The following is a 14,438-nucleotide window of genomic DNA, read 5'->3' as shown; positions in this document are numbered from 1 at the left end:
TTTATTGAAACAGTGATACGCGTTTAACCCTGTTTATAGATCAATAATTCGCGAATATCCTTAAATCGTGTTCAATTTTTCAACAGGTGTGTGAGATGAATCAGAAAGTGGCATTAATTACCGGTGCAAACCGCGGTTTAGGCCGCAATGGGGCCTTAAAACTGGCTGCCAGAGGGACAGATATTATTCTGACTTACCGCAGCCATGCCGATGAGGCGCAGTCGGTTGTAAAGGAAATTGAAGCGCTGGGACAGCGCGCCGTGGCGCTGGCGCTGGATGTTGGCGAAACCGGGCAGTTTGATCGCTTTGTCGGTGAAGTGAAAGCGGTACTGCAACAGCAGTGGCAGCGTGAGCGCTTTGACTATTTAGTGAACAACGCCGGTCACGGACACTACAAGCCGTTTACCGACACCACCGAGGCGGAATTTGATGCACTGGTGAATGTGCATTTCAAAGGGCCTTACTTCCTGACCCAGAAGCTGCTGCCGCTGATTAACGACGGGGGGCGCATACTGAATATCTCCAGCGGTCTGACCCGTCTGGTCTATCCTGGCTCCGCGACCTATGCGTCGATGAAAGGGGCGATGGAAGTCCTGACACGCTATCAGGCGAAAGAGCTGGGTGAACGCCGCATTCGTGTCAATATTCTGGCACCTGGCGCAATAGAGACAGACTTTGGCGGAGGACGTGTGCGTGATACCCGCGAGATTAACGACCAGATTGCCGGGCTGACGGCGCTGGGTCGGGTCGGACTGCCGGATGATATCGGCGACGCTATCAGCGCGATCCTCAGTGACGAAACCGGCTGGATCACCGCCCAGCGCATTGAAGCGTCCGGCGGGCAGGGAATTTAACCCCGGGCGGCGTCGCGGAAAACACGACGCCGCCGCCTTTCACAGCGTAATGGTGCCATCGATGACGGTCACGGTATTGCCGCCAATCCAGATGGTCTCACCGGCAAAGGTCACATTCACCCGCCCCGCGCGCTGCAGGGCCGTGCCCTGGCGAACGCGATAGGGGGTGGTTTGCCCCGCCGCGGCAAAGTAACGCGCCAGACAGGCGTTGGCGCTGCCGGTCACCGGATCTTCGGTCAGGCTGCCATTCTCCACCAGCAGACCGCGCACTTCATACTGTTCAGGCTCGCCAGTGGGCAGGCGGCCAAAGGGCATGATGCCCGAGACACCCGCATGCTGAATCAGACGCTGCAATTCACTGACATCGGGCTGCAGCGCCAGTACCGCTTCAGCGCTGATCATCGGTATGAGCAGCCAGCGAATCCCCATGTCCACTACCGTCGGGCTTTGCGTCAGGTCGAACGCATCGCTGTTTAAGGCGTTACTCATCCGCGCATCCTGCCAGGGCATCAGCGTGGCAGCCGGCGCGGCAAATGCCAGGCCCGCGTCACCAATCTTCACCGTCACGTTACCGACGCCGCACTCCTGCACGATTTCACCCGGCGTGCGGGTTGGCCATCCCGCCTCCAGCAGCGCATGGGCGGTGCCCAGTGTCGGATGACCGGCAAACGGCAGTTCCCCTTCAACGGTAAAAATCCGCACCCGATAGTCCGCCTCTTCATGCTGAGGCGGCAGGACAAAGGTGGTTTCCGACAGGTTTGTCCAGCGGGCAATCGCCGCCAGCTGGCTGTCGCTTAACCCCTGAGCATCCATGATCACCGCCAGCGGATTGCCGTTAAAGGCTGATGAGGTAAACACATCGACTTGCTTAAACGCGACCTTCATTGTGACTCCTTGCTCTGGGTTCAGTGTGGCCTTTTCTCTGCCGGATGATTGCTTATAACAGCTAACAGCGTTATCAATAAGTTAAAGATTTTACCGGAGACTGTGAATGCTGACGATCCTGGGACGCGCCTCCTCAATCAACGTGCGCAAAGTATTATGGCTGTGTGACGAGCTTGACCTTGATTACCAGCGCGAAGAGTGGGGCGACGGCTTCCGTTCAACGCACCTGCCCGAATTTATGGCACTCAACCCGAATGCGATGGTGCCCGTATTAAAAGATGATGACTTTGTGATGTGGGAATCTAACGCCATTCTGCGCTATCTGGCGAACGCCTATGGCGGTGAATGGCTTTATCCTCTGCATCCGCAGACGCGTGCGCCTGTCGATCAGTGGATGGACTGGCAATCCACCGAACTCAACACCTCATGGCGCTACGCCTTTATGTCGCTGGTGCGAAACTCACCGGCCCATCAGGACCCGCGACTGCTGGCTGCGGCCAGCAAAGGCTGGGCGCACACCATGAGCATTCTCAATCAGCAGCTGGAAAAAACCGGCCGCTACGTCGCCGGACGCAATTTTACTCTGGCAGACATTCCGATTGGCCTGGCGGTAAACCGCTGGTTTGAAACCCCGCTCGATCATCCCGACTATCCGGCGGTGCGCACCTATTACGAGCGTCTGACTGAACGTCGCGGCTATACCGTCTGGGGTCGCAACGGTACACCCTGAGCTTCGCCGCACGGCACGCCCGCCAGTTCACAGGCGATTTCGCCCGCGCGCTGAATCGCCCGGGTGTAGCGGGCATCAAACGGATAGCAGCAGGAGAGACGCAGCGCATGGTTGTAGCGCTCACTCAATGAATAGAGCGCGCCAGGCGTGACGCAAATCTGCTCCTGCAGCAGCCGATCAAACATCTCGGTGGTATTCACGCCGCCCGGTAACTCGACCCAGAAAACAAATCCACCGCGCGGCAGCGTCGCGCGGGTTCCTACCGGAAAGTAGCGTGCGATCAGACCGCGCGCCTCATCCAGATTGGCCGCATAGCGACGACGCAGCGTGCGCAGATGATGGTCGTAACCGCCGGACGCAAGAAACTCCGCCAGCGTTTCGGAGAGCAGGGCGGATTCGGCCATCGACGATACTGCTTTCAGTCGGGCAATTGCGTCATGAAAACGGCCTGCGGCGGTCCAGCCAAGTCGGAAATCGGGTGCCACGGTTTTGGTAAAGCTGGTGCAGTAAATCACCCAGCCATCGCGATCAAAGGCTTTCACGGCGGGTGAAAGCGGCCAGTCGAACTGCAACTCGTCATACAGCCCGTCTTCTATCAGCGGAACGTGGTAAGTATTCACTAACTTCGCCAGCCGCTTCTTATTCTCCAGAGACATGCCGCAGCCCAGCGGGTTCTGCACGCTGGGCATCGCAATCAGTGCCTTAATACGCTGCTCCTGCAGCAGCATCTCCAGCGCATCCAGCGACAGGCCATGTTGCGGATCGGTAGGAATTTCCAGCGCCTTCAGGCCCAGCGACGCTAAAAGGGGGAAGAGGAAGAAGTAAGTCGGCGACTCCAGCCCGACACAGTCGCCGGGCTGCGTCACCGCCCGCAGCGCCAGCTGTAATGCCTCCATGCAGCCGTGGGTCAGGGTGATCTCATCGGCGGTGAGCGTTTGCCCGGCGTGCAGCGCCCGTCGCGCAATCTCCTCCCGTAAGCGCTCACTACCGGGCGGAAGTGCATAGCGCCCGATAATGTTGGGATGACGGCGCAGCAGTGAGGCGGTAATCCGGGCGATGCGCGCCGCCGGAAACAGCTCGCTGTCCTGCGGGCAGGCCAGCGAGATATTGGTGTAGTCGGGATGGTTCTGCGCTGCAAACACCTTATCAATCAGGTCGAGCTTGCCGCTACTGGGGTCGCGTACCCGGGCTTTATGCTGACCGTGACGTGTGACGGCGGGCAATACGCCACGCACGTAATAGCCCGACTGCGGACGCGCCTCAATCAGCCCGCGATCTTCCAGCAGCTGCCAGGCATTCAATACCGTATTGACGCTGACCTGGTGTGACTGGGCAACGCGACGGATCGCCGGCAGGCGTTTACCGGGTTTCAGCGTGCCCTGATGGATGGCCTCAGCGAAGCTGTCTGCGAGCTGCTGATAGAGTGGCTGATCGGAAGTGGGAGCAAGGGACACAGAAGCCTCCGGCGTAGATGGGTACAATTGCTGTTAACGGGAACTGTAACCATAACAATAGTAATTTTGTGTCACTGTTACCATCTCTTTCTCCGCCGTAGTATAGAACTCTGTCCACTTTCAGGAGAGCCACTATGCTCGATCCCTCTTTCTTCAGTTACGTCACCGTGATGTCCATTACGCCAGGCCCGAACAATCTGTTGCTGGCGACGTCTGGCGTCAATTTTGGCATGCGGCGGACCCTGCCGATGGTGTTTGGCATTTTAGTGGGCTGCGCGTTACAGACGGTGATTGCCGGGATGGCGCTGGAAATATTGCTGCACTGGATGGCGGCGATTCGCCTGCCGCTGACGCTGGCAGGCTGTACCTATCTGATGTGGTTATCCTGGAAAATTTTTCGCGCCGGTGCACCGGAAGCGCGAACCCGACCACAGCCGATGACGCTGGTGGGCGGTGCCTGCTTCCAGGCGATCAACCCCAAAGCCTGGCTGATGGCCACTAACGTCGCGCTGCTCTACACCGGCAGCAGCGGCGTGCTGACGGTGATGATCGGCTTTATGCTGCTCAATCTGCCCTGCATCCTGATCTGGGCTGCGCTGGGCGATCGCCTGCGCAGCCATCTGCAGATTGCCTGGAAGCGTCAGCTTTTTAACAGCCTGATGGCGCTGTCATTGGTGGCGACCACCGTCTGGATGCTGACCGACGCGCTGCTGGCCGCTTAATCGGGCGCACCGGGTGCGGTGGCCGACGGCCATTTCCAGTTCTGCACCTCCGGCAAATCTTCGCCATGTTCACGGACATAGCGGTGATGTTCCGCCAGACGCTGCTGTAAATCCTCCAGCAGCTCGGGATGGGCGTCGGCCAGACCCGGCACCCGCAGAATCACCTCCTGTGCCAGATGATAACGGTCAAGCTCGTTCAGCACCGTCATATCAAATGGCGTGGTGGTGGTTCCCTCTTCATTGAAGCCGCGCACATGGAAGTTGCGATGATTGGTACGCGCATAGGTCAGCCGATGTATCAGCGCCGGATAGCCGTGGAAGGCAAAAATTACCGGCTTATCCTGGGTAAACAGGGCGTCGAATTCCGCATCAGATTTGCCATGCGGATGCTTATCCTGTGGCTGCAGCGCCAGTAAATCGACCACGTTCACCACCCGGATGCGCAGTTCGGGCAGCATCTCGCGCAGCAGATCCACCGCCGCCATTGTCTCCATGGTCGGCACATCACCGGCACAGGCCATCACCACATCCGGCTGTTCATTCTCCGGCGTCGTGCCTGCCCAGCGCCACTCGCCCATTCCCGCTTCGCAATGCGTCACGGCACTGGCCATATCCAGCCACTGCGGCGCTGGCTGTTTGCCCGCGACAATCACATTGATCCGATTCCAGGTGCGCAGGCAGTGATCGCCAACCCACAGTAGCGTATTGGCATCGGGCGGCAGATAGATGCGCACGATATCCGCTTTCTTGTTGGCAACGTGATCCATAAAGCCCGGATCCTGATGGCTATAGCCGTTGTGATCCTGTCGCCAGACGTGGGAAGAGAGCAGGTAGTTCAGCGATGAAATCGGCTTACGCCAGCCCAGCTTACGCGACACTTTCAGCCACTTGGCATGCTGGTTAAACATCGAATCGACAATGTGGATAAAGGCTTCATAGCAGTTGAACAGCCCGTGACGGCCGGTCAGCAGATAACCTTCCAGCCAGCCCTGACACTGATGCTCACTGAGGATTTCCATCACCCGGCCATCCCGCGCCAGCTGCTCATCATAAGGCTCGGTTCGTTCCAGCCAGGTGCGGCTGGTCACGTCGAACACTGGCGTCAGGCGGTTAGAGGCGGTTTCATCCGGGCCAAACAGGCGGAAATTATCGCGGTTGCGCTGGAACAGCACGCTGAGATAGCGGCCCAGATGCTCCGTAGCCTGCGCCATCTCTGTGCCTGGCTCGCTGACATCGCAGGCAAATTCCGCCAGCGCAGGCGTATCCAGCTCGCGGCGCAGCAGGCCGCCATTGGCATAGGGTGAAGCACCCATGCGCTTATCGCCTTCCGGTGCCAGCGCCTGCAGTTCAGGTTTTAAGCGACCCTGTTCATCAAACAGGTCATCGGGCTGGTAGCGGCGCATCCACGTCTCAAGGATCTGGCGATGACCGTCATCTTCACGACAGGCGGCGACCGGTACCTGATGCGCCCGCCAGAAATCTTCCACTTTCTTACCGTCGACCGTTTTGGGGCCGGTCCAGCCTTTGGGGCTGCGCAGGATGATCATCGGCCAGCGCGGCACATCGGCGCTGGCGTTGCCGCTGCGGGCTTCACGCTGATACGCGGCGATTTTACTGAAGGCGCTATCCAGCGCCTCCGCCATCAGCGGATGCATTTTTTCCGGCTCATGTCCGCTGACAAATATTGGCTCATAGCCGTAGCCGCTGAACAGCTGGTGGAGATCGTCGTCGCTGCTGCGACCCAGCAGCGTAGGGTTGGCAATCTTGTAACCGTTAAGATGCAGAATCGGCAGCACCGCGCCGTCACGTTCAGGATTGAGGAATTTGATGCCGTGCCAGCTGGAGGCCAGCGGGCCGGTCTCGGCTTCACCGTCGCCAATCACGCACGGCACCACCAGATCGGGATTATCGAAAGCGGCACCAAAGGCATGGGAGAGCGAATAGCCCAGCTCACCGCCTTCATTAATCGAGCCGGGGGTTTCCGGTGCTGCGTGGCTGGGAATGCCGCCCGGAAACGAGAACTGCTTAAACAGGCGCTGCATGCCCGCTGCATCCGGGGAGATGTGCGGATAAATTTCGCTGTAGCTGCCCTCCAGCCAGGTATTTGCCACCATGCCGGGGCCGCCGTGTCCGGGCCCGCAGATGTAGATCATATTCAGGTTCTGTTTGCGGATAACACGGTTGAGATGGGCATAGATAAAATTCAGCCCTGGCGTGGTGCCCCAGTGGCCCAGCAGACGCGGTTTGATGTGCTCCGGTTTGAGCGGTTCGCGTAACAGTGGGTTATCCATCAGGTAAATCTGTCCGACGGAGAGGTAATTTGCTGCCCGCCAGTAGCGGTCGATCAGCGTGAATTCCGGTAACGCAGGGGAGTAAGACATGCCGGTTCCTCTTGAGCGTTCAGCTAAAAGATGCCTTAACCCTAATAGAGAATACCCGGTACGACCAGGCAACCGGCCAATAAAAAAGGCCCCGCAGTGCGGAGCCTCTTTATCAATGGCGCTGAATTACTTGCCGACGACGAATGCGGTTTCCCGTCCTTCATCGTTGGCCGCCATCGGGGTGACCGGCGAGTAATCGAGATGCAGAATGCGGCTGGTTTCGGCTAACACTTTCTCTGTCAGCGCCACGTCGCCGTTCAGCTTACGACCCCAGGAAGGGATCACCGCACGGATTTTGTTCTGCCATTCCGGCGAAGCCATCTGCTCAGGACAGACCTTGTGCAGCAGCTCCAGCATGATCGGTGCCGCGGTAGAGGCACCTGGCGACGCACCCAGCAGCGCTGAAATCGTACCATCCTGTGAGGCAACCACTTCGGTGCCCAGACGCAATACCGCGCCTTCTTTCTCATCTTTCTTGATGATCTGCACACGCTGACCGGCAGTGACTAAACGCCAGTCCTCCTGCTTCGCCTGCGGCACATAAGCGCGCAGGGCGTCCATCCGGTCGCGATCGCTTTGCAGCACCTGATCCATCAGGTATTTCACCAGGTCAAAACTTTTCAGCCCCACTTTCACCATCGGCAGCATATTGCTGCTGTTCAGCGAGGTGAACATATCCATCAGCGAACCCTGCTTCAGGAACTTGGTTGAGAAGGTGGCGAACGGGCCAAACAGCAATACCTGCTTGCCATCCAGCACGCGGGTGTCGACGTGCGGTACGGACATCGGCGGTGCGCCGACGCTGGCTTTACCGTAGACCTTCGCCATGTGCTGCGCGACGACCTGCGGATTTTCAGTGACCAGGAACGAACCGCCCACCGGGAAACCGGCGTAGCCGTTGGCTTCCGGAATACCGGCTTTCTGCAACAGCGGTAACGCCGCGCCGCCCGCACCGATAAAGATTTTGCCTGCCGTCAGTGTGCGACGCGTGCCGCTGTTCAGACACTGCAGGGTGACCTGCCAGCGACCATCAGCGAGCTGCTTCAGCTCACGCACTTCCTGGCGCAGACGCAGCTGGAAATTCGCTTTCTTCTCTAATGCGGCGATCAGCTGACGGGTGATTTCACCGAAGTTCACATCGGTGCCCATCTCTGTCCAGGTCGCGGCCACTTTCTGGCTGCGGTCGCGGCCATTCATTACCAGCGGGATCCAGCGGGCAATCTGCTTCGGATCTTCGGAGTAGGCCATGCCACGGAACAGGGTACTCTTCTGCAGCGCACTGAAACGCTTGCGCAGGAACTCGACATTGTCGTCGCCCCAGACGAAGCTCATGTGTGGCGTGCTGTGAATAAAGCTTTCAGGGTTGCGCAGGTTGCCTTTCTGGACCTGATAAGCCCAGAACTGGCGGGAAATCTGGAACGATTCGTTAATCGTTACCGCTTTGGAGATGTCGATGCTGCCATCCGCCTGCTGAGGCGTATAGTTCAGCTCCGCCAGCGCCGCATGACCGGTGCCCGCATTATTCCAGCCGTTGGACGACTCTTCGGCCACGCTATCGAGCCGCTCCACCATTTCGATGGACCAGTCCGGCTCTAAGTCCTGCAGCCATGCACCGAGGGTAGCGCTCATCACACCTGCGCCAATCAGCAGCACGTCAACGTCTTTGCGCTCCTGCGCGGTAGTAGTGGTGTCCTTTGCCATGGCACTCATCGCGAGCGCAAGGTTTATAGCTGAATTGCACATGAGGCGACATCTCCTCTTCTGTTGACCTGAAGCCCAACAGTTTCGCAGGCGAAATAGTCACGCTTCTTTCGAGCGCGTTGCGCTATTTCTCAAAGGTTAAGTCTCAGGTATAGGGTTAAAGCGGTGATAACGCGTTAACTGCACGTTATGCTTTGTCATCCGAATATAACATTCTCGCATCTGAATTAAACATTTGTTTATTTTTTAAATGCAGAAATGATTCAGCATAAGAATTAATCATCACGGGCAGTGGCGTATTAGCGGTTTTTTAGAGTGAAGTCAGTAGGTTAACTGAAAAGAGTTGTTGCGTAAAAGCCCTATGCTGGTGCAACGCAGAAATGGGTGCAAACGGTGCGGAATTATTTAATTCGCTGAAATTTAGCGATTTATTATGCAATAAGGAATAACAGGAATCAGGTGAAGAGAGCCTGAATAGCTGCTTGTGTAAAAATAATGTTACATTTTTGTGAGTCTGAAAATGCGTGCACGCTGGTGCACGCATCGGATTCACTTATGACTGATTCGCACTGGCAGGCAGCTTTTTCAGACTTATCGCCATGCGGTTATAGGTGTTCATCAGGCCAATGGCGATGTTCAGATCGACAATCTCTTTCTCGCTAAACTGCGCTTTTAATGTGTCATAGCAGGCATCCGGCGCGCCCTGTTGAGCAATCAGCGTCAGGCATTCAGCCCAGTGCAGGGCCGCCTTCTCTTTATCGCTGAACAGCGTGCCGGATTCGTGCCAGACCTGGGTCAATACGATCTTATCCCAGCCCATACCCGATTTATTCAGCGCTTTAGTATGTAAATCAATGCAGTAAGCGCAGCCGTTAATCTGCGATATGCGCAGGAACAGCAGTTCCAGTAAAGTGAGCGGCAGATCGGTTTGCGCCAGATAACTGTACACGCCGCCCAGCGCTTTCATTCCTGCTGGTGCCGCACTGTGAAAATCGATACGTTCGCTCATCTTATTGCCTCCTGGGGTTGATGAGGCGATTCTCGGCCTTTCAATGGAGCAGATAAAGTGCCAAAAAATGAAAGTCTGACTGGTCCATCGCCGCTTTCGACGCTGACGCTCCAGCGCGGCACGTCACGTGGCCTCAGCGAACAGCTACGCCAGCTGATTGAGCAGGCGATTGGGGAAGGGCGCTTGCCGCCCGGTGCGCGTCTGCCTTCCTGCCGCGATCTGGCGGCACAGCTCGGCGTGGCGCGCGGCACCGTTCGCGCCAGCTATGACATGCTGGTCGATAGTCAGTTTCTGCAGGCCAGAGGCGCGGCGGGCACCTTCGTCAGCGCACTACCGCCGTTAAAACCGGCCATCGCCAGTGCTGAACGCCAACTGCTGGCGGGCACAGAAGCGGCTGAAGCGCCTCCGCTGACCTTTCAGATGGGCATTCCGGCCAGTGATGCGTTCCCGGTTAAAGTCTGGCTGCGCATTCTGCAGCGTCAGGCGCGCATGCAGGTCAGCAGACCGGCCTGTTATCCCGATCCACGCGGCGGCTTAACGCTGCGCCAGGCGCTGGTGGCCTATCTGGTAGTGGCGCGTGGCCTGCGCTGTCAGGCGGACCAGATCATTATTACCAACGGCTATGCGGGTGCGATGGGCCTGATTGGCCTGGCGATGGATTTTCAGGGCAAAACGGCCTGGCTGGAAGATCCCGGATTCTGGGTGGCGCGTCGCGCGGTTGACGCGCTGCGCGTTACGCCGGTAGCCGTGCCGGTAGATGCTGAAGGGTTACAGGTGGAGGCGGGGATGGCCCGCGCGCCGGATGCCGCTTTCGCGCTGGTCACGCCAGGACAGCAGGCGCCGCTTGGCATGACGATGAGCCTCGCGCGCCGCCATGAATTGCTGAGCTGGGCCAGCCGCGAACAGCGCTGGATTATTGAAGATGACTATCTTGGCGAGCTTCAGCCCGGCAATCGCGCGGCACCGGCACTGGCTGCGCTCGACAGCGAAGGGCGGGTATTGCACATCGGCACCTTCAATAAGACGCTGACGCCGCAACTGAGGCTCGGTTTTATCGTGGTTCCGCCGGCGCTGACGGCCCGATTCGGCGAAGTGTGTGCATTGCTTGCGCCAGCCTCTTCGGGATTGCTGCACAATGCGGTAGCGGAGTTTCTGCGTGAAGGTCACTTTATGCGGCATCTGCGGCGCATGAAGCGCGTCTATCAGGATCGGCTGGAGCAGATGATCGCGGCGCTCCATCCTTACTTTCCCGACCTGCAACGCGCCGGGCTGGCGGTGATTGTCCGCTTACCGGCCGGTACGCCGGATGAGTCGATTGCGCAGCAGGCAGCAGAGTGGGGCATGGCCCCGTCGCCGCTGTCGATCTGGTATCAGCAGGCCGATCAACGCGGTGCGGGCCTGATACTGGGTGCGGCACATCTGCCGCGGGAGGGTTATGCGCGTAGCGCCGAACGGCTAAAAGCGCTGGTCGATGCGCAGGCGGTCAGCTCCTGAACCAGCGACGCCAGACAAAGCGAATCACAAAAAACTCCAGTGCGCCGAGCACTAAAAACCAGACGCAAAACACCACCGTGTAGAGCTGATTCAGATCCTGCAAATGGAACATCTGCAACAGATGCTGCGCCACCGTCACGCTAAAAGCGGGCGCGGGCAGCAGCAGCGCCGAGAGAAAGCCCAGCAGCAAAATGCCACCCGGCACGATCAACGTCTCAAAAGGGTTATTCATAACCGGTTTCCCATATTTATCAGCCCGGCATTTTCCGGTAATCGGCGACAGGGTTCAATGGTGGCGTGCGGCAAAGCGCCACCCCGCAGCCTGAACCGGTCAGGTCAGCACGGAGAAAATGCTTTGCCACCATCGACTTAGCGCCATTCATAGCGAATGATAAGAGTTATAGCCTTTGCTATACTTAAATCCCTGATTTTACTGTCTTTTTATCTTTGGATTTGCGTGGTAGACTGCGCCCACTTTTTCATAACTGAACACTTTGTGTGGTGAATTCAGCGTGAATTGCCGCTTTTTCGCCCCAGGTGAATAAATCATGACCTTTATTGCCACTTTAATTCTTGCACTGGGTATGTCGATGGACGCGTTTGCTGCTGCGCTGGGCAAAGGTGCCACGCTGCATCGTCCTGGTTTTAAAGAAGCGCTGCGTACCGGTCTGATCTTTGGCTCTATTGAAGCGCTGACTCCACTGATTGGCTGGGCGCTTGGCCTGGCCGCCAGCCGTTACATTATGGCGTGGGATCACTGGGTTGCCTTCAGCCTGTTGGCGTTTCTGGGTGGCCGTATGATGATGGAAGGTTTCCGTCAGACGGCCGTCGCAGAACCCTGCGAAGCGCCGCAAAGCCACGGCTTTATGGTGCTGGCAACCACCGCCGTCGCGACCAGCCTGGATGCGCTGGCAGTCGGTGTCGGTCTGGCTTTCCTGCAGGTGAATATCATCACCACCGCGCTGACCATTGGTGCTGCTACCACGGTAATGGCGACGACCGGCGTACTGGTCGGGCGCTTTATCGGTCCGGTGCTGGGCAAGTGGGCGGAAGTGCTGGGCGGCGTCGTGTTAATCGCCGTTGGCTCCACCATTCTGTTGCAACATCTTGGCTATATGGGCTAGGGCTTTTGCCTGAAAAAGCCCCATTTTTGTGATCTGGTTCAAATTTATTTGCTGTTAAAACGCACAGAGGCTATACTTTTTCAGTATATCTTCAACTAAATTTGAAACAGGTATTCTATGAAACGCATCATTAAACACGTGTTCCGCGCTTACGTTGAGACGTTCAAACACGTACCGCCGGGTGCCATGTACTAAGCACTCCGCAGGAAACCCTCGATAATCGCGGTCAGGGATCGACCTGTGATTATCACCTCCTGCTTTTGCCCCCGCTGAGTTAAACCCGCTTTTGTGTACCTCCTGTCCGTGTGGTCTGCTGCCACTCTTGTTGTGATTTTCCCGCTATATCACTCTTTCTGGCGATGAAACGATGCCTGTTTTGCATCCGTGCTTTGTGGATCTACGATGACATCTCGTCTGTTTGTATGAGAATTAGATGTTCAGCAATGCAATGTCTAGGAATGTATTATTTGTTACAAAACTCCGATTTAGAGTCTTTGCATTCTGGTTGTGTATGAAAGCATATGAAATTCGTTTTATAAAGAATGGACATTGAAGATAATTTCCGAATATCCCTCTAAATAATTTGCTTTAATTGTTATTAATTAATCTTTTTAATGCGACTATAATTTTAATTTCATTTTTTTGCTTATATCTGTTATAAAATAGATATCTAATAATCGATACAATAATTTATCATTAAATAAAATCTTCAATGAAAAAATTCTGGAATTTCTTAAACCTTGGTGTGGCACACTTTTTACTATTTTTTATAGCAATATTCATCGTCACGCCGAAGAGAACAGAACTTTACTCTATGGTTATTTGGTTGGGTATGATTATAGCCAGCGGGCTAATTGTTCAATTTTACTATAATAAATCAACCTCTAATAAAACCCTCACTCGGCTTACCAAAAATCATAAAAAAACGCAAAGGCTGGCATTACTTTCAGCATTGTTTTTTTTGCTGACGTGTGTTTCTTTTAAAGTTTTCGATCGCGATAATATAGCAGTTCCAAATGCATTGACTGTAATGACTATTTTGTCAATTATATACACTATTTCATCGCATATAAAATTAATTGATAACAAAGATAAAGTTATCGCCCTAACAATAAAATCAGCTGTGAAATATTCATGGCTAATAGTGTCATTAATTTCATATTATCTCGCACGTTCAATGACATCAAGTTCATTGGATATTTCTTTTGATACTACATTCAACAAACTCATCACTGTAGTTACAGCTCTTATTTTTATTTTTATTTTTTATTATGCCATTTATTTTATTTTTATTTCTTTATTGTATTTTGTAACTTTGAATGCTGAAAAGGGGAAGATAAAATCCTCCGTTAATCTTGAATATTCAATATCGATTTTTTTTCCACTTTTCATTATTGGCTATGTTTCATATATTGCTTTTAATATACAGACGCTTAATATTTTAAGATTCGGCTTCGGATTTGCCATGAAATACGATATGCGCGATACTTTCTTTTGTAATAATAAATATATGTTCCTAAGTGAACATTCTAATGCTCGTTTTATGTTTATCGCTGATGGTAACTATCGAGCATTAATTCCACATAATGATGATTTTACAGTCTCACGTTTAACCTGCAAAGATAGTGCACCTTTTTATAGTCTGGTTAGCGTAATGGAGAAAAAAGAACTCATTTTAACTGCCTTAGAAAAACAAGCCGAGACGCTTGCAAGCGACATTAAAGCGACCATATCTTCTGATGTAAGATAATGCCTGTTATTACTTTAAATAAGTCTCTTAATGAGCGATAACTTGCCCTGAATATTTCTTGGATCTATCAGTTGATTTGGTATGAAGGAGGTTGTCGTCTCATGCCTATAGTTTTAAATAATATATAATTTTTGCAGTTAAAGAGATGTTTTAACTACGGGTTAATTTCCATACATATAATTAAGGCGTTGGAGGAAATTAAATGTCCTCTGTTTTCTCGTAGCAGACATTTATTTTTAGTTGCCGCAGTGACTTTCCTGAGCCAACATTACGCAACTCTGCCTCCTCCATCATCCCCCTAACTTCCAGCCCCCAACCCGATCCCGTCCTACAC

At 54.5% G+C, this 14,438-nt stretch carries 12 protein-coding genes; 6 read left to right on the top strand and 6 right to left on the bottom strand.

Annotated elements, in window-relative coordinates:
• Positions 1-95 precede the first annotated feature (95 nt).
• Positions 96-854: an SDR family oxidoreductase gene (locus FA92_RS17015; RefSeq protein WP_033784264.1), complete on the top strand. Its 759-nt coding sequence runs from the start codon at positions 96-98 to the stop codon at positions 852-854.
• A gap of 39 nt (positions 855-893) precedes the next feature.
• Here the strand turns inward: FA92_RS17015 and FA92_RS17010 are convergent, their stop codons facing one another.
• Complete coding sequence (locus FA92_RS17010) at positions 894-1,739, bottom strand: PhzF family phenazine biosynthesis protein (protein ID WP_033784263.1); 846 nt, start codon at positions 1,737-1,739, stop codon at positions 894-896.
• A gap of 106 nt (positions 1,740-1,845) precedes the next feature.
• On the opposite strand from FA92_RS17010, the gene FA92_RS17005 reads away from it, so the two are divergent.
• The gene (locus FA92_RS17005) at positions 1,846-2,469 is read left to right on the top strand and encodes a glutathione S-transferase (protein ID WP_033734411.1); all 624 of its coding nucleotides are present in this window, start codon (positions 1,846-1,848) and stop codon (positions 2,467-2,469) included.
• Here FA92_RS17005 and FA92_RS17000 read toward each other — a convergent pair.
• Positions 2,436-3,923 (bottom strand): PLP-dependent aminotransferase family protein, encoded by a 1,488-nt coding sequence (locus FA92_RS17000; protein ID WP_013359431.1) that lies wholly within the window; start codon positions 3,921-3,923, stop codon positions 2,436-2,438. The two genes, FA92_RS17005 and FA92_RS17000, sit on opposite strands and share 34 nt — an antisense overlap.
• A 134-nt stretch (positions 3,924-4,057) precedes the next feature.
• On the opposite strand from FA92_RS17000, the gene FA92_RS16995 reads away from it, so the two are divergent.
• Positions 4,058-4,645, top strand: coding sequence for a LysE family translocator (locus tag FA92_RS16995; RefSeq protein WP_033784262.1), 588 nt, complete (start codon positions 4,058-4,060; stop codon positions 4,643-4,645).
• Here the strand turns inward: FA92_RS16995 and FA92_RS16990 are convergent.
• From FA92_RS16990 to FA92_RS16980, 3 genes are all read right to left on the bottom strand, one after another.
• On the bottom strand, positions 4,642-7,026 hold the full coding sequence (locus FA92_RS16990) for a phosphoketolase family protein (RefSeq protein WP_033784260.1): 2,385 nt from the start codon (positions 7,024-7,026) through the stop codon (positions 4,642-4,644). The genes FA92_RS16995 and FA92_RS16990 overlap by 4 nt on opposite strands.
• Positions 7,027-7,152: 126 nt before the next feature.
• Positions 7,153-8,769, bottom strand: coding sequence for a malate dehydrogenase (quinone) (mqo, locus tag FA92_RS16985; RefSeq protein ID WP_033784258.1), 1,617 nt, complete (start codon positions 8,767-8,769; stop codon positions 7,153-7,155).
• Positions 8,770-9,280: 511 nt separating this feature from the next.
• Positions 9,281-9,736, bottom strand: a complete 456-nt coding sequence (locus FA92_RS16980; RefSeq protein ID WP_013359427.1) for a carboxymuconolactone decarboxylase family protein — start codon at positions 9,734-9,736, stop codon at positions 9,281-9,283.
• A gap of 57 nt (positions 9,737-9,793) precedes the next feature.
• Between FA92_RS16980 and FA92_RS16975 the strand changes: the two genes are divergently transcribed.
• Positions 9,794-11,230, top strand: coding sequence for a PLP-dependent aminotransferase family protein (locus tag FA92_RS16975; protein ID WP_033784257.1), 1,437 nt, complete (start codon positions 9,794-9,796; stop codon positions 11,228-11,230).
• Here the strand turns inward: FA92_RS16975 and FA92_RS16970 are convergent.
• Positions 11,220-11,462, bottom strand: a complete 243-nt coding sequence (locus FA92_RS16970; protein WP_013359425.1) for a DUF1158 domain-containing protein — start codon at positions 11,460-11,462, stop codon at positions 11,220-11,222. The genes FA92_RS16975 and FA92_RS16970 overlap by 11 nt on opposite strands.
• Positions 11,463-11,778: 316 nt before the next feature.
• On the opposite strand from FA92_RS16970, the gene mntP reads away from it, so the two are divergent.
• Together mntP and FA92_RS16960 are read left to right on the top strand one after the other, a co-directional pair.
• Positions 11,779-12,354: a manganese efflux pump MntP gene (gene mntP, locus FA92_RS16965; protein ID WP_013359423.1), complete on the top strand. Its 576-nt coding sequence runs from the start codon at positions 11,779-11,781 to the stop codon at positions 12,352-12,354.
• Between the two features lie 712 nt (positions 12,355-13,066).
• A complete protein-coding gene (locus FA92_RS16960) occupies positions 13,067-14,104 on the top strand; it encodes a hypothetical protein (protein WP_033784256.1) in 1,038 nt (345 codons plus the stop codon).
• The last annotated feature ends 334 nt before the right edge of the window (positions 14,105-14,438 follow it).

Origin of the sequence: Pantoea sp. 9140, assembly GCF_000745295.1 — a bacterium.
Lineage (GTDB): Bacteria > Pseudomonadota > Gammaproteobacteria > Enterobacterales > Enterobacteriaceae > Pantoea > Pantoea vagans.
The sequence above is the reverse complement of the archived record's forward strand: the minus strand, read 5'-3'. Positions and strand labels throughout refer to the sequence as shown.